This is a genomic window from Ectothiorhodospiraceae bacterium 2226, from assembly GCA_013348725.1.
Lineage (GTDB): Bacteria > Pseudomonadota > Gammaproteobacteria.
In genome coordinates this window covers 192,761-213,912 of sequence record CP054689.1, presented here as the reverse complement: position 1 = coordinate 213,912, position 21,152 = coordinate 192,761, and the positions used below count along the sequence as shown (strand labels likewise).

General features: G+C 70.6%; 14 protein-coding genes and 1 pseudogene. 10 read left to right on the top strand and 5 right to left on the bottom strand.

All coding sequences use genetic code 11. The annotated features are described in order from the left end of the window. Positions 1 to 21: 21 nt before the first annotated feature. The 5 genes and pseudogenes from hrpB to HUS23_00960 all read left to right on the top strand — a co-directional run bounded on the left by hrpB (position 22) and on the right by HUS23_00960 (position 6,538). Positions 22 to 2,526 (top strand): ATP-dependent helicase HrpB, encoded by a 2,505-nt coding sequence (gene hrpB, locus HUS23_00980; protein ID QKT02502.1) that lies wholly within the window; start codon positions 22 to 24, stop codon positions 2,524 to 2,526. 196 nt (positions 2,527 to 2,722) lie between these two features. Beyond that, a pseudogene (locus HUS23_00975) lies at positions 2,723 to 2,991 on the top strand (DUF2934 domain-containing protein). 216 nt (positions 2,992 to 3,207) lie between these two features. Then, complete coding sequence (locus HUS23_00970) at positions 3,208 to 3,879, top strand: PspA/IM30 family protein (GenBank protein QKT04919.1); 672 nt, start codon at positions 3,208 to 3,210, stop codon at positions 3,877 to 3,879. Between the two features lies 1 nt (position 3,880). Beyond that, positions 3,881 to 4,546, top strand: coding sequence for a YqiJ family protein (locus HUS23_00965; GenBank protein QKT02501.1), 666 nt, complete (start codon positions 3,881 to 3,883; stop codon positions 4,544 to 4,546). 258 nt (positions 4,547 to 4,804) lie between these two features. After that, a complete protein-coding gene (locus HUS23_00960) occupies positions 4,805 to 6,538 on the top strand; it encodes a flotillin family protein (protein ID QKT02500.1) in 1,734 nt (577 codons plus the stop codon). Positions 6,539 to 6,722: 184 nt separating this feature from the next. Here the strand turns inward: HUS23_00960 and HUS23_00955 are convergent, their stop codons facing one another. The 4 genes from HUS23_00955 to HUS23_00940 form a co-directional block, all read right to left on the bottom strand. Further along, positions 6,723 to 8,369: a glycerol-3-phosphate dehydrogenase/oxidase gene (locus HUS23_00955; GenBank protein QKT02499.1), complete on the bottom strand. Its 1,647-nt coding sequence runs from the start codon at positions 8,367 to 8,369 to the stop codon at positions 6,723 to 6,725. 51 nt (positions 8,370 to 8,420) lie between these two features. Beyond that, complete coding sequence (gene glpK / locus HUS23_00950; protein QKT02498.1) at positions 8,421 to 9,911, bottom strand: glycerol kinase GlpK; 1,491 nt, start codon at positions 9,909 to 9,911, stop codon at positions 8,421 to 8,423. A gap of 36 nt (positions 9,912 to 9,947) precedes the next feature. After that, a complete protein-coding gene (locus tag HUS23_00945) occupies positions 9,948 to 11,519 on the bottom strand; it encodes a sodium/solute symporter (GenBank protein QKT02497.1) in 1,572 nt (523 codons plus the stop codon). Between the two features lie 100 nt (positions 11,520 to 11,619). Continuing rightward, entirely contained in the window at positions 11,620 to 13,164 is a 1,545-nt protein-coding gene (locus tag HUS23_00940) for an AAA family ATPase (protein ID QKT02496.1), read from the bottom strand. A gap of 97 nt (positions 13,165 to 13,261) precedes the next feature. On the opposite strand from HUS23_00940, the gene mrcB reads away from it, so the two are divergent. Both mrcB and HUS23_00930 read left to right on the top strand, forming a co-directional pair. Continuing rightward, positions 13,262 to 15,604: a penicillin-binding protein 1B gene (mrcB, locus tag HUS23_00935; protein QKT02495.1), complete on the top strand. Its 2,343-nt coding sequence runs from the start codon at positions 13,262 to 13,264 to the stop codon at positions 15,602 to 15,604. Continuing rightward, complete coding sequence (locus HUS23_00930; protein ID QKT02494.1) at positions 15,601 to 16,101, top strand: tetratricopeptide repeat protein; 501 nt, start codon at positions 15,601 to 15,603, stop codon at positions 16,099 to 16,101. Before mrcB ends, HUS23_00930 begins: the two co-directional genes overlap by 4 nt. A 142-nt stretch (positions 16,102 to 16,243) precedes the next feature. Here the strand turns inward: HUS23_00930 and HUS23_00925 are convergent, their stop codons facing one another. Further along, on the bottom strand, positions 16,244 to 18,109 hold the full coding sequence (locus tag HUS23_00925; GenBank protein QKT02493.1) for an ATP-binding cassette domain-containing protein: 1,866 nt from the start codon (positions 18,107 to 18,109) through the stop codon (positions 16,244 to 16,246). 92 nt (positions 18,110 to 18,201) lie between these two features. Here HUS23_00925 and HUS23_00920 point away from each other — a divergent pair, with 92 nt between their 5' ends. From HUS23_00920 to HUS23_00910, 3 genes are read left to right on the top strand one after another with little or no spacing between them, the layout of a single operon-like run. Continuing rightward, complete coding sequence (locus HUS23_00920) at positions 18,202 to 20,145, top strand: ATP-dependent DNA helicase (protein QKT02492.1); 1,944 nt, start codon at positions 18,202 to 18,204, stop codon at positions 20,143 to 20,145. Further along, the gene (gene tsaB, locus HUS23_00915) at positions 20,142 to 20,855 is read left to right on the top strand and encodes a tRNA (adenosine(37)-N6)-threonylcarbamoyltransferase complex dimerization subunit type 1 TsaB (protein ID QKT02491.1); all 714 of its coding nucleotides are present in this window, start codon (positions 20,142 to 20,144) and stop codon (positions 20,853 to 20,855) included. The genes HUS23_00920 and tsaB overlap by 4 nt, the downstream gene beginning before the upstream one ends. Then, complete coding sequence (locus HUS23_00910; protein QKT02490.1) at positions 20,852 to 21,118, top strand: hypothetical protein; 267 nt, start codon at positions 20,852 to 20,854, stop codon at positions 21,116 to 21,118. The genes tsaB and HUS23_00910 overlap by 4 nt, the downstream gene beginning before the upstream one ends. Positions 21,119 to 21,152 lie beyond the last annotated feature (34 nt).

The following is a 21,152-nucleotide window of genomic DNA, read 5'->3' as shown; positions in this document are numbered from 1 at the left end:
CCGGATGTTAAAGTGTAACCCATGCCGGAATCCCCCGACGCGCCCCGCGATGCGCTCCCCATAGAACCCCTGCTGCCGCGGCTTTGCGCCGCCCTCGAGCAGCATCGCGCTGCGGTGTTGGTGGCCGCGCCCGGTGCGGGTAAGACGACCCGGGTTCCGCTGGCCTTGCTGGACGCCGCGTGGCGGCGGGGCAGGATCATCGTAGCGGAGCCGCGCCGCCTCGCGGCGCGGGCCGCGGCGGCGCGCATGGCCGCGCTGCTGGGTGAGCCGGTAGGACAGCGGGTCGGTTACCAAGTGCGCTTCGAGCGTGCGATGAGCGCCGCCACGCGTATCGAGGTGGTCACGGAGGGGATTCTGGTTCGTCGCCTGCAGGACGATCCCGCGCTGGAGGGGGTCGATCTGGTGGTGTTCGACGAATTTCACGAGCGTCACCTGAGTACCGATCTCGCCTTTGCCCTATGCCGCGACGCCGTGCGCGGCTTGCGCCCCGACTTGCGGCTGCTGGTCATGTCGGCAACCTTGCAGGGCGAGCGGGTGTCCCAGGCGCTGGAGGGCGCACCCCTGATTGAGAGTGCAGGGCGCCAACATCCGGTGACCGTGCACTATCTGGACCGCGAACCCAGCGGTCCGCGCCCGCCGCAGGTGGTGGCCACGGTGCTGCGGGCACTGGCCGCCCACAGCGGCGACGTGCTGGTGTTCCTGCCGGGCACCGGCGAGATCCGCGCGGTGGAGGGGGCGCTGCGCGAACGCCTGGCTGACGCCGAGGGCATCGCGGTCCACCCGCTGTACGGCGATCTGCCCTGGGCGCGCCAGCAGGCGGTGCTCGCACCGGGACCTGCCGGTGGCCGGCGCGTGATCCTGGCGACGCCGGTGGCCGAGAGCAGCCTGACCGTGCCGGGCGTGCGGGTGGTGGTGGACAGCGGCTGGCAGCGCAGTCCCCGCTTCGATGCCCGCAGCGGACTCGGGCGCTTGGTGGAGGTGCGCATCTCGCGGGCCTCCGCCGATCAGCGTGCGGGGCGCGCCGGGCGGGAAGGTCCGGGGGTCTGCTATCGGCTTTGGAGCGAGGCGCGCCACCACAGTCTGCCCGAACATCCCTCGCCGGAGATTGCCAGTGCGGACCTCGCGCCGCTGGCCTTTGAACTCGCCCAGTGGGGTGTGCGCGACCCGCTGGCACTGGAGTGGCTGGATCCGCCACCGCGCGGCGCGTTTGCGCAAGGGCGTGAACTGTTGCAGACCCTGGGCTTGCTGGACGACGCCGGGGCGCTGACGTCGTCAGGGCGCGCGGCGGCGTGCCTGCCGGCGCATCCGCGCTTGGCGGCCATGCTGGCACAGGCGGCGCAGCGTGGGCTCGGCCCTCTGGCGTGCGATGTGGCGGCCTTGCTCGAGGAACGCGATCCGCTGCGCGAGGAGGAGGACGATCTGGTCGCGCGCGTGGACCACCTGGCGCGGGCACGGCAACGCCGGGGGGGCGGCGCGCTGAGCGGGGTGCTGCGCGTGGCGCAGGCCTACCGGCGCGCGCTGCGCCTGCCGGCCGATGCGAGCGCTGACAGCCGGGCTACCGGCGCCGTACTGGCGCTGGCCTATCCCGATCGCATCGCCCGCCAACGCGCCGAGGGCAGCGAGGCCTACTTGATGAGTGGCGGTCGCGGCGCACGCCTGAAACGCAGTTCACGCTGGACCGGGCAGCTCTGGCTGGTGGCCCCGGTGGTCGATGCCGGTAGCGGCGAGGGCCTGGTTCACCTGGCCGCCCCGGTCGACGAGGAGTGGCTGCGCGAGACGCTGGCGGATCGGGTGCAGGTGATCGACTCTGTAGCCTGGCACGCGCGTGACGAGGCGGTGGTCGCCCAGCGCGAGTGGCGCCTGGGCGCCTGCGTGCTGGAACGGCGCCCGCTGTCAGAGCCCGATCCCGAGCAGGCGCGCGCGGCGCTGCTGGACGGTCTGCGCGGCTTGGGGATCGAGGCGCTGCCGTGGAACGAGGCGGCGCGCCAATGGCAGGCACGCGTGCTCAGCCTGCGCGAATGGCTACCCGACGAGCGCTGGCCCGATGTTTCCGATGGCGCGCTGATGGCGGATTTGGAGGACTGGTTGGCCCCTTATCTCCAGGGTGTGACGCGGCGCGCGCATCTGGCGCGTCTGGACCTCTTGTCCCTACTCAGCGCTCGATTAGACTGGACAGGGCAGCGCCGATTGGATGAGGGTGCACCGACGCATCTGAGGGTGCCCAGCGGCCAGCGCCGTCGCTTGGTCTATCAGCCGGATGCGGCATCGCCGGCGCTGGCGGTGAAGTTGCAGGAAATGTTCGGACTGGCGAAGACCCCGGCGGTTGCCTGGGGCCAGATGCCGGTCACCTTGCACCTGCTCTCGCCGGCGGGCCGGCCGATCCAGGTGACGCGGGACCTGGCGGGGTTCTGGGAACGTACCTACGCCGAGGTGCGCAAGGAATTGAAGGGTCGCTACCCCAAACACCCCTGGCCCGAGGATCCCTGGCAGGCACCGCCGACGGCGCGTACCCGACACGTGCGATAAGTTCAGAGCTTTCAGCGGCACAGGGATGTGTCGCCGTGCACAACGGCCTTGCCGTTGGCCGCGAAGCAAAGCGGAATGCGCGCTTTGCGCTTTGCTTGGTTTGAGAAATCCAGGATGGATTTATTCAGACCTTCTTACATGAACCCGAGAATACCGCGCAGGCCGCAAGGCCACCGACTCGACTAAGGAGGGATCGATGAGTAAAGACAAGCCGAAGGAAGCCAAGAAGCCCGCCCGCCGCCGCATGAAAGCACCGGCCAATCCGCTCGCCGAAGGCGCCGCCGGGGCGGGCATGTCGGGGAACCCGCGCGCCGGCGAGGTCGACCTGAGGGTGCCCGAGGAGGAGCGGCGCCGGATGATCCAGGAAGAGGCCTATCGACGCGCCGAGCAGCAGGGTTTCCAAGGCGATGCCGAGCAAGACTGGCTCGAGGCCGAGCGCGAGGTCGATCAACGGCTAGGACGGCACTGACCGTATCCGGCCGCGTCTCCGGCCGGAGGGGCTCCCGCGCGTCGGCACCCGCGGCGCGCGGGGCCGCCGCCCCGACACGCCAAACTTTTTGGTTGCGGCCGTCCGCCGCGCCGGGCTACGCTCCCCGCACGGCATTCTTTCGAGCGCCGTCGCGAGCACGCGAGCGCCCCTCGCAGCTCCCCGAACAAGAACGACAAGATGGGAGTGTATCCATGAGCGAGTCCCTGGTTTCCCGTATCGGCCGTCTCGTCAGCGGCTCCATTCAGCAGATCGTCAGTGCGGCCGAGAACGCGGCACCGGAAACCGTCATGGCCGAGGCCATCCGCCAGGTAGACGATGCCATCGACGAGGTGCGCGCCGAACTGGGTCGCACCAAGGCGCACAAGCACAACGCCAGCCAACGCCTTGCTTCGGAGAGCGCGCGTCAGAGCGAGCTCGAAGACAAGATCAGGTTCGCCCTGCAGGAAGACCGCGAAGATCTCGCGGAGGCCGCCGTGGCGATGCAGCTCGACATCGAGGCGCAGCTTCCGGTGATCGAGAAGAACATCGCGGAGGCCGGCGCGCGCGAGACCGAGTTGGAGAATTACCTACGCGCCCTGCAGGGCCGCAAGCGCGAGATGCAGGCGGAACGGGAGCGCGTGGCGAGCGCCCGCCGCGAGTCCCGCGCCGGCGATGCGCAGGCGGGCGGGGCCGCCGCGCGCGACGGCGTGGAGCGGCGCGTGGATCAGGCCAACATGGCCTTCGACCGCGTGGCGCAGGCCGTCACCGGGGCGCCCGGCCCCACGCAGGCCGCCGACCCCGCCAAACTGGCTGAACTCGAGGAGATGACGCGCAAGCATCGCATTCGCGAACGCTTGGCGCAGTTCAAGAAGCAGCACGCCTGAGATGCTGGAGTTTCTCCTCGCGCCGCAGAACGTTCCGTTCGCGGTGGCGCTGGGGCTGATGTTGCTCATCGCTCTGTTCGAGGGCGTGGGCCTGCTCGCCGGTATGAGCCTGACCGATGCCCTGGACAGCGCGCTGCCGGATCTGGAAGGCCAACTCGACCTCGATAGCGGCGAGATCGTTCCCACCAGCGCCCTGTCACGCATCCTGAGCTGGCTGCGCGTCGGCCGCGTGCCGGTGCTGATGCTCATTGTCGTGTTCCTCACTGCGTTCGGGTCGATCGGCTACGTGCTGCAGTACTTCGCCGTGGCGACGCTGGGCGCCTACCTGCCGGCACTGCTGGTCGTCCTGCCGGCGTTCGCGGGGGCGCTGCCCGCGGTGCGCGTGAGCGCGCTGGGCCTGGAGGCGGTGCTGCCGCGGGACGAGACCAGCGCGGTGTCGGCTACCTCGTTCGTGGGGCGCATGGTCACCATCACCCTCGGCAACGCCAGCCATGACTTGCCCGCGGAGGCGCGCCTCACCGATCAGTACGGCACCGCCCACTACGTGCGCGTGGTTCCCGAGCGCGATCACGCGCCGCTGCCGCAAGGCGCGCGCGCCCTGCTGGTGCGCCGGGAGGGTAGCGTGTTCGTGGCGATCGCGAGCAGCGATCCGCTGATGAACGATTAGGTAGGCTCGCGAAAATCTTAGGGCTTACCCGACGCCCAAGGAATGTGTCGCCGCGATCGGCGCTACCATCCCGTTGAGCATGGGGCAACCCGATTCGCTGTGCGTGATCCGAGGCATCGAGGATCCCTCATCGCGCAACGCGTCGCACAGGGAGGTGGCGTCGCGGCCTGACAAACCCAAAATGGGTTTTTTGCAAACGTTGGCTAGTCCCGGCGCGCCCGCGCGCGTCCGCAATAACAAAAAGAGGAGAGGACCGAGATGGGCGATATCCTGATGAACGTGGCGCTGTTCGTCGGCGTGCTGTTCGCGGCGCTGTTCGCACTGGGCATGATCTTCGCGCGGCTCTACACGCGCGCCACCAAGGAGCAGACCTTCGTGCGCACCGGCTTCGGTGGGCAGAAGGTCATCCGCGACGGCGGCGCGTTGGTGTTCCCGGTGCTGCACGACATCAAGTGGGTGAACATGAACACCCTGCGCCTGGAGGTGCGCCGCGCCAACGAGCAGGCGCTGATTACCAAGGACCGGATGCGCGTCGACGTGACCGCCGAGTTCTATGTGCGCGTGAAGCCGGACGCCGAGGCCATCGCCACCGCCGCCCAGACCCTGGGCGACCGCACCATGCGTCCCGAGGACCTCAAGACGCTGGTGGAGGGCAAGTTCGTGGACGCGCTGCGCGCCGTGGCGGCGGGGATGGCGATGGAGCAACTGCACGAGAACCGTGTGGAGTTCGTGCAACACGTGCAGCGCACCGTGGCCGAGGACCTGAACAAGAACGGCCTGGAGTTGGAAGCGGTGTCGCTCACCGGTCTCGATCAGACCGCGCGCCAGTACTTCAATCCGGACAACGCCTTCGACGCGGAGGGTCTCACCAAGCTCACCCAGGAGATCGAGGAGCGGCGCAAGAAGCGTAACGACATCGAGCAGGACACCCGCATCCAGATCGAGCGCAAGAACCTGGAGAGCGAGCGCTACTCGCTGTCGATCCGACAAGACCAGGAATTCGCCACCCTGGAGCAGGAGCGCGAGGTGGAGAACCGCCGTGCCGAACAGCAGGCGGAGATCCGTCGCGTGGCGGCCGAGAAACGGCGTGAGGCGGAGGAGGCGGACGTGGTCTCCGAGCGCCAGGTGCTGCTGGCCAAGATCGAGAAGGACCGCCAGACGCGCGAGAAGGACATCGAGAAGGAGCGCCTGCTGCGCGAGCGCGAGATTGAGAAGGAACAGGCCATCGAGCTGGCCAAGCAGGGGCGGGACATCGCCGTCTCGGAGCGATCCAAGGACGAGTCGCGCGCCAGGGGCGAGGCCGACCGGGCGCGCGCCGAGGCGGTGCTGGAGGAGGAGCGCGTGCTCACCGTGCGCCAGACCGCTGAGGCCGAGCGCCGCAAGGAGGTGATGCTCATCCAGGCCAAGGAGGATGCCGAGAAGGAGGCCATCGGCATGCGCATCGTGGCCGAGGCGGAGAAGGTGGCGGCGCGCGACCGCGCCGACGCGGTGCTCACCGCGGCGGAGGCCGAGGCCGCCGCCACGCGGGCCAAGTACGACGCGGAGGCGCAGGGCACGCTGGCGCTGAACGAGGCGCGCAATGTGCTGACCGCGGCGCAGATCAACATGGCCATTAACCTCGCGCTCATCGAACGGCTGCCGGAGATCATCCGCGAGTCGGTGAAGCCGGCCGAGAAGATCGACTCCATCAAGATCTTCGATCTGAAGGGCTTGAATGGCTTGGCGACCGGCGGCAGCGTCAGCGGCGTGAACGGCGCCGGAACGGGTTTCGCCGACGACCTGGTCGGAGGACTCCTCAAGTATCAGATGATGTCGCCACTCGCGCAGCAGATCCTGAAGGAGGCGGGTCTGGAGGGCGTGACGCCCGAGAACCTGCTCAAGGGCGGCGCGCCCGTCCTTCGGCCAGGGGCCGAGCCCCTGAATGGCGCCGCCGACCGGGCGGCGCCGGCGATAACGGCGCCCGACGGGGACGCGCTGGAGGCGGCAGGTTGAGGGTCCGCCTACAGGGACGCTCTGATCAACTCAGAGCTTCCCGCCGGCATACGGTGCCGTGATCGACGGCGGCTAGCCGTTGAGCACGAAGCGGAGCGAACACCGCGCTTTTCGCTTGGCGTGGTCAGAGAACTCCGGGAGAAATACAGGACGGAGTGACTCTGAACATCCTCAACCCCGGCGCTCAGCTGTCCCCGGAGCGGTGGCGCACATGGGCCCGTGCGTCGCCGCTCTGAGGAAAATCCAGGGCCAGCGCCTCAGGGGTGAGATGGTCCAGCGCAAGCTCGGTGTAGGCCGCCACCTGGCGCGCCTGCCACGCCGCGTCCCTGCGCAGTTCCCGGGCCAGCAGACGCGCCACCCGCGGCGCCGCTTCGATGCTCGCGCGGGCGTCCAGCAGCAGGGCCCGCGTGCGGCGGGCCAGCACGTCCTCGACGCTGCGGGCCATCTCGTGGCGCGCGGCCCACACCACTTCCCCCGCGAGGTAAGGCAGCCGCGGATGTAGCGGCTCCGCCCACTCCGCGTGCTGCGCAGCCAGCGCCTGCAGTGCTGGGGCTTGCGTACCGTAGACACGCAGCGGATAAGCGAGCAGCGCCGCCGTGACCGCATCCTGCGGGGCGCCGAACAGCCGTAAGTCGGCGGTGCGACACGGGCTGGCGGGCAGCCCCGCCGAGCGAGCGGCCGCATCCACCGTCTGCTCGGCCATCTCGCGGTAGGTCGTCCACTTGCCGCCCGTGATGGTGACCAAGCCCTCTTCGACACGCAGCAGGTGATCCCGCGCCAGCCCGGACGTGCGGCCGCCCTTGCCGGCGCGCACCAGCGGGCGCAGCCCCGCGAACACGCTGAGGACGTCCTGCGGGCGCGGTGTCTCACGCAGGTAACGCCCGACGTGCTGCAGCAGGAAGTCGATCTCGCGCGGGCGCGGGCGTGGCTCTGCGTCGGGTTCCGGAACGGCCACGTCGGTGGTGCCGACCAGCACGCGTTCGTGCCAGGGTATGGCGAACAGCACACGGCCGTCGTCGGTCCGCGGGACCATCAACGCATTTCGGCCGGGCAGGAACCGCCGGTCCAGCACCAAGTGCGACCCTTGGCTGGGGGCGACCAGTGCGGGCGCCTCGGGTTCGGCCATCCGACGCACGCTATCGCAGAACACGCCGGTCGCATTGATCACCGCGCGCGCCGGGATCTCGTACTGCCGATCGCTCTCGAGGTCGCGTGCGACCACGCCATTGACACGGCCTTCGCTGCCGCCGTGCACCAGGGCCTCCACCCGGCAGTAGTTCAGCACCGTGGCGCCGTGACTCCACGCGGTGCGCGCCAGGGTGACGGCGAGGCGCGCATCGTCGAACTGGCCGTCGTGATACAGCACGCCGCCGCGTAGACGCTCGGGACGCAGCGTCGGCAGCTCGGCACGCGCCTGGGCGGCGCTCAGGCGGCGCGAACGCCCGAGGCTGGCGCGCCCGGCCAAGCGGTCGTAGAGTCCGAGCCCCAGGGCGTAGTAGAGGCTTTCGCCGCGCCGGAAGGTGGGAATGACAAAGGGCTGGTCGTTGCTGAGGTGCGGCGCGTTGGCGATCACGCGCGAGCGCTCCCGCAACGCACCCATCACCAGCTTCAGGTTGCCCTGGCGCAGGTAGCGCACCCCGCCGTGCAACAGCTTGGTGCTGCGGCTGGAGGTGGCGTGGGCGAAGTCGCCGCGCTCCAGCAGGAGGGTGGCGTAGCCGCGCGTGGCGGCGTCGACGGCGATGCCGAGGCCGGTGGCGCCGCCGCCGATGATGACGAGGTCCCACGGCTCGCGCCGGGCGTTCAATTGCTCGAGGGCAGCGGATCGTTCCATGAAGGCCAGTTTAGTTCGGGCGCCGCACGGCGCCCAGGACAAGTACATCGCCTAAGGCTGCGCCCAGCCTTTGGCCCGCTCGACCGCGCGCTGCCAACCGCCACGCAGGGCGTCGGCCTGTTCGCGTGCCATGGCGGGCTCGAACACCCGGTCCACCTGCCACTGCGCGGCAATCTCGTCGAGGCCGCTCCAGTAATCGACCGCCAGCCCGGCGAGATAGGCCGCGCCGAGCGCGGTCGTCTCGGTGACCTTGGGGCGCACCACCGGCACGCCGAGCAGGTTGGCCTGAAACTGCATCAGGGTGTCGTTGGCGGTGGCGCCGCCGTCCACGCGCAACTCGCCGATGGTCAGGCCGGCGTCGTCCTGCATCGCGGCGATCAGGTCGGTGACCTGGTAGGCGATGGACTCCAGCGCCGCGCGCGCGAAGTGCCCGGCGGTGGTCCCGCGCGTGATGCCCTGGATGGACCCGCGCGCGTACTGGTCCCAGTGCGGGGCGCCGAGGCCCACGAAGGCGGGCACCAGGTACACGCCGCCGTTGTCGGGCACGCTGGCCGCCAGGGTCTCCACCTCGGCGGCGCTGCGGATCAGCCCCAGGCCGTCGCGCAGCCACTGCACCACGGCGCCGGCGATGAAGATGCTGCCCTCCAGCGCGTACTGCGCCTCACCGTTGATGCGCCAGGCGGTGGTGGTGAGCAGGCGGTTGCGCGAGGGCACGGGCTGGTCGCCGGTGTTGATCAACATGAAGCAGCCGGTGCCGTAGGTGTTCTTGACCATGCCGCGCCGGGTGCAGGCTTGGCCGAACAATGCCGCGTGCTGGTCGCCCGCGACCCCGGCGATGGGGATGCGCCGCCCGGCGAGGTCGCCCGAGGTGGTGCCGTATACGGTGCTGGAGTCGCGCACCTCCGGCAGCATGGCGCGCGGTACCTGCAGGCGCTCGCACAGCTCGTCGTCCCAGGCTTGGCGGGCGATGTCGAACAGCAGGGTGCGCGAGGCGTTGGTGGCGTCGGTGACGTGCAGCTGCCCACCGGAGAGCTTCCACAGCAGCCAGCTGTCGATGGTGCCGAAGGCGAGCTCGCCCGCCTCGGCGCGCGCGCGGGCGTCCTCGACGTTGTCCAGGATCCAGCGCAGCTTGGTGCCGGCGAGGTAGGCGTCCAGCACCAGCCCGGTTCGCTCCCGGAACACCTCTTCATGGCCCGCCTCGCGCAACGCATCGCACAGCCCCGCGGTGCGCCGGTCCTGCCACACGATGGCGTTGTACACGGGCTGGCCGGTGCGCTTGTCCCACACCACGGTGGTCTCGCGCTGGTTGGTGATGCCGATGGCGGCGATGTCGCGTCCCGACAGCCCCGCGTGGGTGATCGCCTCGGCCGCCACGCCGATCTGCGATGACCAGATCTCGTTGGGGTCGTGCTCCACCCAGCCCGGCTGCGGGTAGATTTGGCGGAACTCCTTCTGCGCGATGGCCTTGCTCTGCCCCGCGTGGTCGAACACGATGGCGCGCGAACTCGTGGTGCCCTGGTCCAGGGCCAGTATGTACTTCATCCTCCCACCTCCTTTGGGTTCTTCGTGTCCGCGCCGCTACCAGAACAGGTATAGCGTAAGCCCCGTCAGCAGCAGGATGGCCGCGCCGTGGACGCGGTAGTCCTGATACCAGTGCAGGCCGCGCGTAGCGACCAGCGCGCTGCGGCGCCATACGGTCTGCTCCACACGCTCGCGCGGCGGCGGTGCGCTCACGAGGCTCGCGATCACGAAGATCGCCGCGCTCACCAGGGTCAGGAGGCCCGCCACGATGGTGAAGTGCAGCGTGAGCACGCCGGCCTGCGCGAGCAGAAAGCCGACCAGCGACACGGCGTGACCCAGCGCCAGCCCCGCGATGGCGCCGGCGGCGTTGCCGCGCCGCCAGAACAGCCCCAGCAGGAACACCGCCACGATGGGCGGCACGATGTAGGAGAAGGCCTGTTGCAGGTAGGCGAACAGGCCGGGGAAGTGCTGGATCTGCGGCGCCCAGGCGGCCGCGATCAGCATGAAGGCCAGCGTCGCCAGACGCCCCGCGCGCCCGACCTGTTCCGGCGTCCAGTGCGGGCGCCGGGGCTTGACGAAGTCCACCACCACCAGCGTGGAGGAGGAGTTCAGCGTGGAGTCGATAGTGGACATGATGGCCGCGAGCAGGCCCGCCAGTACCAAGCCCACGATGCCCACCGGCAAGAGGTCGGTGACCAGCAGCGGGAACACCAGGTCGGGGTTCTCGAGCTCCGGATACAACCCGATGGCCATCGCCCCCGGCAGCACCATCAGGAACAGCGGCAGGAGCTTCAGCAGCGCGCCGAACATCGCCCCCCACTGGGCGTGCTGCACGTTGCGCGCGCCCAGCACGCGCTGCGCGATGTACTGGTTGGCCGACCAGTAATAGAACCCGAGCACCGGCAGGCCGATGAGCAGGCCGAGCCAGGGCAGGGCGGGGTCGTCCAGCGGGCGCACCAGCGACAGGTGGTCGGCCGGTACGCTCGCGGTGGCCGCCTCCCAGGAGAAGCCGTGCGCGCCGAACACCATGTAGGCGAGGATGCCCGCGCCGGTCAGCAGCACCACGGCCTGCAGCGTGTCGGTGTACACCACCGCGCGCAGCCCGCCCGCGGCCGTATACAGCCCCGCCACCAGCGCCAGCACCACGATGGTCTGCCACAGCACCAGCTGCGGGAAGAACACCTGCAGCACCAGCGCGCCGGCGAACAGACTGGCGGCGGTGTCCACCACGATGCTGAGGAAGATGGTGACCACGGAGAAGTAGTTGCGCGCGGCGCTGTTGAAGCGCAGGCCGAAGAACTCGGGGATGGTGGTCAGGCGCGCGCGCAGATAGAACGGGATGACGAAGATCGCCATGAACACCAGCACCAGGGCGGCCATCCACTCGTAGTTGGCGACCGAGATGCCGCTCGCGTAGGCCTGGCCGGAGAGGCCGATGAGCGTCGTGCTGGAGATGTTGGAGGCGAACAGCGACAGGCCGATCACGCCCCAGGTGAGCGAGCGCCCGGCCAGAAACAGATCGTCGCCGCTGTGCGTCTTACGGGCGACCCAGAAGCCGATGCCGATGACCAAGAGGAAGTAGATCCCCATGACCACCAGATCGATATTGCTGATCGGAAAACGGTCCATGGTTATTGTGGCGCTGCATCATTGTTGTGTTGGGCGCGCGCCGAAGAAGCGGCGCGGCGTGAGTGCGCCCGATTCATTCTCCCGGGGTGTCGCGGGAGCGTCAACCGCCCGCGGGCGTGGCCAGGTAGCGCTGGGGGGCGACGTGGTAGTCGGCCAGCGCGCCCAGGAGGACGTCCACGTCGAGCGGACCGGCGCTGGACACGCGGATCACCGGCTCGTCGTCCTCCGGCGGCTGCGCGCCCGCCAACTGGGCCTCGAGCACGCGCAGATCTGCCTCGGAGGCGTCACCGCCGCGCGCCGCGCGCGCCTGCACCCGCGCGCGCAGGGTCTCGGCGGGGGCGTCGAAGTGCAGCACCGCGCAGGGCACCCCCAGTGCGCGCGCCAAACCGTAGAAGGTCTCGCGCCGTGCGCGTTCGAGAAAGGTGGCGTCCACCAGCGCCACCATGCCCGCGCGCGCCAGCGCGGCGGCCTGCTCGGCGAGGTGGGTGTAGGTGTGCTCGGTGGCGGCGGCGCTGTAGCGTCCCGCGTGCAGCTGCCCGGGGGCGGCCTCCGGGTACAGGCGCTTGCGCTCCACGTCCGAGCGCAGCCGCACCGCGCCGAGCGGGGCGAGTAGCTGGTCGGAGACATAGCTCTTGCCGGAACCGGATACGCCGCAGGTGAGCACGAAGGCGCCCGTACCCGGCGCCGCCACGCGCTCGGCGAAGGCGAGGTAGGGGTGCGCCCCGGGCACGTCGTGGGACAGTACCGCGACTTTGGCACGCACCAGGGCGCGGTAGACCAGGTAGTCGTCCAGCAGGGCGAGTCCCGCGTAATCGCCCGTCGCGGCCAGATATGTGTCGAGCACCGTCACCGCGCGTGCACGCTGCCCCTGCACCAGCAGATCCATGAGCAGGAACGCCAGCTCGCTGAGCACGTCGATCCAGCGCAGCTCGGGGTCGAACTCGATGCAGTCGAACACCCGCGGCATGCCGTGCACCAGGGCCACGTTGCCCAGATGCAGGTCGCCGTGGCATTCGCGCACGTAGCCGGCCACGCGGCGCTGCTCGAAGGCGGCCCGTTTGGCGCGGAAGCCGGCGCGGCTCCAGGCCTCGAGGTGCGCGACGTGCGCGGCGTCGGCGGCAGGGAGCTCTGGGGCGAGGGCGCGGAAGTTGTCCAGCGCGTGGCGCGCGACGATCTCGGGCGTGCCGTAGGGACTGGAGGCGTCGCTGCGGGGAACACCGGCGTGGAAGTGCGCCAAGCGCCGCGCGAGGCGGCGCAGGCGCGCCTCGGCGCCGGGACGGGTGGCCCAGTCGGCGCGCCAGGCCGGCAGTTGCACCATACGCACCGCATACTCCAGCACCGGCCCCTCGCCGGTCAGCCGCGGCGCGTCGACCATCCCATAAATCGGCACGACGTCTACGTACATGCCCGGCGCGAGGCGTCGGTTCAGGCGCAGCTCCTCCTCGCAGTAGTGGCGGCGGTCGTCCAGGCGGGTGAAGTTCAAAAAACCGAAGTCCACCGGGCGCTTGAGCTTGTACACATACGGTCCGGTGAGCAGCAGCGAGGAGATGTGGGTGCGTACGTGGTGCACATGGCGCGCGCCATGCGGGTACAGGGCCGGGTCGCAAAGCGCTTTTACCAGTCGGTCATGTTCGGCCTCGTTCAAGCCTGTCGCTCCTCGTGTGCGGTATGATGCGCGCGCCCGGCGGTTTCGTGACGGACGCCCGCCGGGCATCACTCGCATTCTTTAGACTATCAGCCCCATGCCACGCACGACCAAGCGCCGGCCCAGCAGCCGCAAGCGCCCCAAGAAGAGTGCCACTCCCCCCGCGGGCCCCAGCGTCCTGCGCTGGCTGCTGTGGCTCACGCTGCCGTTGTTGGCCGTGGCCTTGGCGGCAGGCTTCGCCTACACGCTGTATCTCGACCACCTAGTGAGCAGCCGCTTCGAGGGGCAGCGTTGGGCGGTACCCGCGCGGGTCTATGCCCGCTCCTTGGAGGTTTACCCCGGCGCCCCGGTCAGCGCCGAGCAGTTCGCCAACGAACTGCAGCGCCTCGGCTACCGTGACGACGGCGCCGCCGCCCAGCAGGGGAGCTACGCGCGCACCGGGAACGTGTTCCAGCTCGTCACGCGCCCGTACCGGCACTGGGACGGGCGCGAGCCCTCGCGGCGGGTGCGCGTGGAGTTCGACGCCGCCGGTGTCCGCTCGCTGGGCAGCCTACCGGATGCGCGCGCGGTGGATCTGGTGCGCCTGGAGCCGCCGCACATCGCCAGTATTTACCCCTCCCACCACGAGGACCGCGTACTGGTGCGCCTGAACGAGGTACCGCCGTTGCTGGTGCAGGCGTTGCTGGCGGTGGAGGACCGCCAGTTCTACGATCACCACGGCATCCTGCCGCGCGCCATCGCGCGCGCCGCGCTGGCCAACCTGCGCGCGGGACGGACCGTACAGGGCGGCAGCACGCTGACCCAGCAGTTGGTAAAGAATTTCTACCTGGACAACCGGCGCGCCTACACCCGCAAATTCAACGAGGCGGCCATGGCGCTGCTGCTCGAGTGGCGCTACGACAAGGACGAGATTCTCGAGGCCTACCTGAACGAGATCTACCTCGGTCAGGACGGGCGGCGCGCCATCCACGGCTTCGGCCTGGCGAGCCGGTTCTATTTCGGGCAGCCGCTGGACGAGCTGGACGCCGGCCAGATCGCCCTGCTGGTCGCGCTGGCGCGCGGCGCCTCGTTCTACGACCCGCGCCGCCACCCGCAGCGCGCGCGCGAACGCCGCGATCTGGTGTTGGAACTCATGGCGCGCGAGGGGTATCTCGACGCGGCGACCGCCCGGCGCGCGGCGGCCGCGCCCCTGGGGGTGCTGGAGCGCCCGCCGGGCATCAACCGCTATCCGGCCTTTCTGGACCTGGTGCGGCGCCAACTGCGCGCGCATTACCGCGAGCAGGACCTGAGCTCCGAGGGCCTGCAGATCTACACCACCCTGGATCCGTTCGCGCAGCAGGCGGCCGAGCGGGCCGTGCGCGAGCGCATGCAGGGGCGGGCGCAGGCGGCCGAGTTGCAGGCCGCCGCGGTGATCACCAGCGTGCCGCACGCCGAGGTGCTCGCCCTGGTCGGCGGCCGCGATCCGCGCTTCGCGGGCTTCAACCGGGCGCTGGACGCGGTGCGGCCCATCGGCTCGCTGATCAAGCCGGCCATCTACCTGACCGCGCTGGAGCAGGGGAACTACTCCTTGGTGTCGTCGCTGCGCGATGAGCCGATTACGCTCGAGGGCCCGCGCGGCGAGCACTGGACGCCGCAGAACTTCGACGGGCGCTTCGAGGGGCCGATGCCGCTGTACCGGGCCCTGGCCGAGTCGCGCAACCTGCCCGCGGTCTGGCTGGGGTTGGACCTGGGGGTGCCCAACGTGCTGAGAACGCTGCAGCGCCTCGGCGTGGAGCGGCGCATCAATCCGTATCCGGCGGCGCTGCTCGGTTCGGTCAACCTCAGCCCCTTGGAGGTGGCGCAGGCCTACCAAACCCTGGCCAACGGGGGCTTTCACGCGCCGCTGCGGGCGATCCGCGAGGTCACCACCGCCGACGGCCAGCCGCTGGAACGCTACCCGCTGGCGATCTCACAGGTGGTGGAGCCGGGGCCGGCCTACCTCATTAACACCGCCTTGCAACTGGCCGTGTCGGAGGGTACCGGGCGCGCGCTCTACCGCCATTTGCCGCGCGAGGCCGCGGTCGCCGGCAAGACCGGCACCACCAACGATCAGCGCGACGCCTGGTTTGCCGGCTATACCGGGGATCGCCTGGGCGTGGTGTGGGTGGGCACCGACGACAACCGCTCCACCGGCCTGACCGGCTCCAGCGGGGCCTTGCCGATCTGGGGTGATATGATCGGCGCGGTCGCCATGCGCCCCCTGCATCTGCCACCCCCGGAGGACATCGAGATGGTGTGGATCGCCCGCCAATCCCTGCTGCGCGCCAGCGCCGATTGCGCACAGGCCATGTCGTTGCCGTTCCGGGCCGCGACGGCACCGGCCGATTGGGACGCCTGCGCCGGCTACCAGCCCGAACGCGGCAACGGCGGTTGGAACTGGTTGCGCGGGTTGTTCCAATGAGGCATCTGACGCTACCGCTGCTGCTCGTCGCCCTGCTGCTGGGCGGCTGCGCCGCGCCGCTGACGCGCGACGAGCCCCCGACCCGGCCGGCAGAGCCGCGGGCCGATCCGGTGCCGCCCGCCGACGCGCCGGCCCCCGGGCACCCCTCCGTCGTGGAGCCAGCGCCGGGCACTACCGGCGCCGTGCTCGGTCTGCTGCAGCGGGCGAACAACGCGGTGATCGCCGGCGATCTGCGTACCGCCGACGCCCTGCTCGAGCGCGCGCTGCGGATCGAACCCAGTAACGCCGTGGTGTGGCATTACCTCGCCCGCGTGCGCTTCGTGCAAGGCCATCCCGAGCAGGCCGTGGCAGCGGCCTCCAAGTCCAACGCCCTGGCCGGCGACAACCGCGCGGTAATTGCGTCCAACTGGCGCATCATCGCCGAGGCGCGGCGTCGGCAGGGCGACGCCGACGGTGCCCGCACCGCCGCCGAGCGTGCCGCCGCCGTCGCGCCCTAAGGGGCGTCAGGGCTGTCGGGGCCGGGGTGTGCGCGTAGCACCATTCTGGTACGCGACATGCCCGCCCGTTGTGTGGCTGCAGGGCATGACCCGGTGAGCGAGGCGCGATCCCTCCTCAGTTGCGCAAGGCGCAAACCTTCCCTTAGCTCATTGCCTCCAGCGTCTCGCTAAGCTCCAGCCACTGCGCCTCCGCCTCGCCGAGCTGCTTGGCGATATGGGCTTGCGTGCGCAGCGCCTCCGCGAGGGCTTCCTTTTGCTGCGGGTCGTACAGGCCGGCGTCGGCGAGCCGCGCCTCGATCTCCGCTTTTTCCGCCTCCAGCTTCTCGATGCTGCGCTCCAGCTGCGCGAGCCGCCGCTCCAGCGGGCGGCGGTCGCGGCTGCTCGCGCGGCGCGGCGCGGGTGCCGGTTTGGCGGGTGCGTCGGTGGCGGGCTGTTCGGCGTTGCGCCGGCCGAGCCAGGCGGCGTAATCGTCGAGGTCGCCGTCGAACGGGGCGACCGCGCCGTCGGCGACCAAGAGCAGGCGGTCGGTGCTGGTGCGCAGCAGGTGGCGGTCGTGGGAGACCACTACCAGCGCGCCTTCATAGCCGAGCAGGGCATCGACCAGGGCCTCGCGCATGTCGAGGTCGAGGTGGTTGGTGGGCTCGTCGAGCAGCAGCAGGTTGGGGCGCGACCAGACCAGCAGCGCCAGCGCGAGGCGCGCCTTCTCGCCGCCGGAGAATGGGGCGACGGCGCGCAGCGCATCGTCTCCCGCGAAGCCGAAGCCGCCGAGGAAGTTGCGCAGCGCCTGTTCGCGCGCCTCGGGCGCGAGGCGCGCGAGGTGCAGCAGGGGGCTCGCCTCGGGGTCGAGGCGCTCCATCTGGTGCTGCGCGAAGTAGCCGACGCGCAGGCCGTTGGAGGGCAGGCGTGCGCCGCCGCGCGGGGCGAGCTCGTCCGCGAGCAGCTTGATGAGCGTGGACTTACCGGCGCCGTTGGCGCCCACCAGACCGATGCGATCCCCGGGGCTGATCAGCAGGTCAACGCTGCGCAGCACGGGCGAGTCGCCATAGCCCGCCTGCGCCTTCTCCAGCTTGAGCAGCGGGTTGGGGTAGTTCGGCGCGGGCGGAAACTCGAAACGGAAGGGGCTGGTCGCGCGCACCGCGGCGACCTGCTCCATGCGCTCCAGTGCCTTCAAGCGGCTCTGCGCCTGGCGGGCCTTGGTAGCCTTGGCGCGGAAGCGGTTCACGAAGGACTGCATGTGCGCGATGGCGGCCTGTTGCTTGTCGTAGGCCGCCTGCTGCTGGGCGAGGCGCTCGGCGCGCTGGCGCTCGAAATCGGAGTAGCCGCCGCGGTAGGTGACGAGCGCAGTGTCCTCGAAGTGCACGACGTGGTCCACCACGTTGTCGAGAAAATCCCGGTCGTGGGAGATGAGCATCAGCGTACCGGGGTAGGCGCGCAGCCAGCCCTCCAGCCACACCACGGCGTCGAGATCTAAGTGATTGGTGGGCTCGTCCAGCAGTAAGAGATCCGAGCGGCACATGAGCGCGCGCGCGAGGTTCAGGCGCACGCGCCAGCCGCCGGAGAACTCGCGCACCGGCCGGTCCATGTCTGCCTGGGCGAAGCCGAGGCCCACCAGCAGGCGCGCCGCGCGGCTGGGGGCGGTGTAGCCGTCCACCGCCCCCAGCGCGGCGTGTTCCACGGCGATGGCGTGGCCATCGTTGGCCGCCTCGGCGGCGGCCAGGCGGCGCTGGATGGCGGCCAGTTCGCCATCGCCTTCCAGCGCGTAGGTGAGGGCGGATTCGGGCGCGGAGGGCGTCTCTTGCGCGACGTGGGCGATGGTCCACTCGCGCGGCAGGCGCACGCTGCCGCCGTCGGCGGTGAGCTGGCCGCGCAGCAGAGCGAACAGCGTGGACTTGCCGCAGCCGTTGGGGCCGATCAGGCCCACCTTCTGGCCCGCGTGAATGCGCGCTGCGGCGTGTTGCAGCAGCGGGCGGCCGCCGCGCAGCAGGGTGAGGTCGTCGAGTTCGATCATCGCGCCAGTTTATCAGCCGGCGGCGCTCGTCGGGATTGGGCGGTGCGCCGTCATGGGCTACCATGCCCGCTTCGGCCGCCCCGCGTACCTCCATGAACGCCGCTGACATTCACGACATCTTCGCCGACGACGGTCCGCTTGCCGCGCGTCTGCCGGGCTTCGCTCCGCGCCCACAGCAGCAAGGCTTGGCCGAGGCCGTGGCGCGCACGCTGGCCGACGGCGGCGTGCTCGTGGCCGAGGCGGGCACCGGCACCGGCAAAACCTTCGCCTACCTCGTGCCCGCGCTGCTCTCGGGGCGCAAGGTGATCGTCTCCACCGGCACCAAGAACCTGCAGGACCAGCTCTTTCACCGCGACCTGCCGTTGGTGCGCGAGGCGCTGGCCGCCGGGGGGCAGGTGGCGCTGCTCAAGGGGCGCGCCAATTACCTGTGTCTGCACCGCCTGCAGCAGGCGGCCGACGGCGGCGTGCGCTCCATCGAGCTCGCGCAGACCCTGCGCACGGTGGAGCAGTGGGCCGGGCGCACGCGCTCGGGCGACGTGAGCGAGCTCGCCGAGGTGAGCGAGGATTCGCCCGTGTGGCCGCTGGTGACCTCCACCACCGACAACTGCCTGGGGCACGAATGCCCGGTGTTCAACGACTGCCACCTGGTGAAGGCGCGCCGCGCGGCGCAGGAGGCCGACCTGGTGGTGGTCAACCACCACCTGCTGCTGGCCGACATGGCGCTGCGCGAAGAGGGCTTCGGTGAGGTACTGCCCGCGGCGGACGCCTACATCGTGGACGAGGCGCACCAGCTGCACGAGGTGGCGGCGAGCTTCTTCGGCGTGAATCTGAGCAGCCGCCAGTGCCTGGATCTGGCGCGCGACGCGTTGGTGGAGCAGGCGGCGGGCGCGGCCGAGGCCGCCGAGCTGCGCGTGCAGACGCAGGCGCTGGAGGACGCGGTCCCCAAGCTGCGCCTGGCGTTGGGGCGCGAGGCGCGGCGCGCGGCCTGGCGCGAGGCGGGGGACGGACCGGATCGCGAGGCGGCGCTGGCCGAGGCGGTGACGGGGCTGGAGGCCGCGCTCGCCACGCTCAGCACTTCGCTGGACGCGATCGCCGCGCGCAGCAAGGGCCTGGATCATTGCGCGCGCCGCGCGCGCGCGCTGCTGGAGCGCCTGCGCACGGTGACCGCTGGGCACAGCGAGTTCGTGCAGTGGTTCGAGACCCACAAGCGCGGCTTCAGTCTGAACGCGACGCCGCTCGATGTCGGAGAAGCCTTCGCCGAGCGCATGGCGCGCTGGGGCGCGAGTTGGGTGTTCACCTCCGCCACCCTGGCGGTGGGCGAGAATTTCGAGCACTTCTGCTCGCGCCTGGGCATCGCGGATCCGGAGACGGGCCTGTGGGCCAGCCCCTTCGACTATGCCCACCAAGCCGTGTTCTACGTGCCCGAGGATATGCCCGACCCGGCCGCGCCCAACTACACGCGCGCCGTGGTGGAGGCCGCGCTGCCGGTGCTGGAGGCCACGCAGGGGCGCGCGTTTCTGCTGTTCACCAGCCACCGCGCGCTGCAGGAGGCCGCGCGCCTGCTGGAGGGGCGGCTCGATTACCCGCTGCTGGTGCAGGGCGAGAGCCCGCGCGGAGAGATGCTGGCGCGCTTCCGACGCCTGGGCAACGCGGTGCTGCTCGGCACAGGCAGCTTCTGGGAGGGCGTGGACGTGCGCGGCGAGGCGCTGTCCTGCGTGGTGATCGACAAGCTGCCGTTCGCCTCGCCGGGCGACCCGTTGTGGCAGGCGCGCATCGAGGCGGAGCGCGCGCGCGGCGGCAACCCGTTCATGGACGTGCAGCTGCCGCACGCGGTGATCCTGCTGAAACAGGGCGCGGGGCGGCTGATTCGCGATCCGCAGGACCGGGGCGTGCTCATGGTGTGCGACCCGCGCCTGCTCTCGCGCCCCTACGGGCGCGTGTTTCTGGAAAGCCTGCCGCCCATGATGCGCACCCGGCGCTTGGCGTCGGTGGTGCGTTTCATGTCGGCGCAGAAGGATAAGGAGGCGGAGGCGTGAAACTGCTGGCGCTCGATACCAGCACCGAGGCGTGCAGCGCGGCGCTGCTGATCGACGACACGCTCACCGAGCGCTACCGCGTCGCGCCGCGCGAGCATGGGCAGCTCATCCTGAGCATGGCGGAGGAGCTGCTGGCCGAGGCAGGCGTCCGGCCCGCCGAACTCGATGCGTTGGCCGTGACGCGCGGCCCCGGCGGCTTTACGGGGCTGCGCATCGGCATCGGCGTGGCGCAGGGCATCGCATTCGCGGCGGATTTGCCCGTCGTAACGGTGTCCACCCTGGCGGCGCTCGCTCAGGGCGCGTGGCGCGAGCATCAGGCGCGGCGCGTGATCGCCGCCATCGATGCGCGCATGCAGGAAGTCTACGTGGGGCTGTACGCACTGGACGCCGACGAGATCATGCGCCCCGTGGTGGCGGAGTGTGTGTGTGCGGCCGCCGCGGCGCCCCTGCCGCTCGAGGAGGCGCGCTGGCTCGGGGTGGGCACGGGCTTTGTCGCCGACGCCGAGGTGCTGGCCGCACGCTATGGCGCGGCATTGGCCGCGGCGCATCCGGCGCTGCCGCGGGCGCGTGACGTGGCCGTCCTCGGTCGGGAGGGCCTGCACGCCGGCGAGGCTGTGGCGGCCGACGCCGTGCAGCCGGTATACCTGCGCGACGAGGTGGCACGCCCCAAGGTGCCGCCGCAGAGTCAACCAAACAAGGAGCCGTCATGACGGATTTTTCCGCCCTGGAGAAGGTGACGCGTCTGATCGAAGAGGCCCCCCACGGGGGCGCGGGGCTGATGTTCTATGCCTTGGTGAAGACGCTCTCGACCGAGAAGGGGGGCGCGGCGTATCTGCTGGTCAAGCTGCGCGAGTTCACGCCCGAGGAGCGCCAACTGGCTTACGGGCTGATGGAGCTGATGGCCAGCGGCGCGAGCCAGGAGCCGGAGTGGGGCGCGGCGGTGGCGCGTATGGACACCGCGATGCGGGGCTGAGCCGCGCCCTGGCGGAAGCGTGCGACAGCGAATC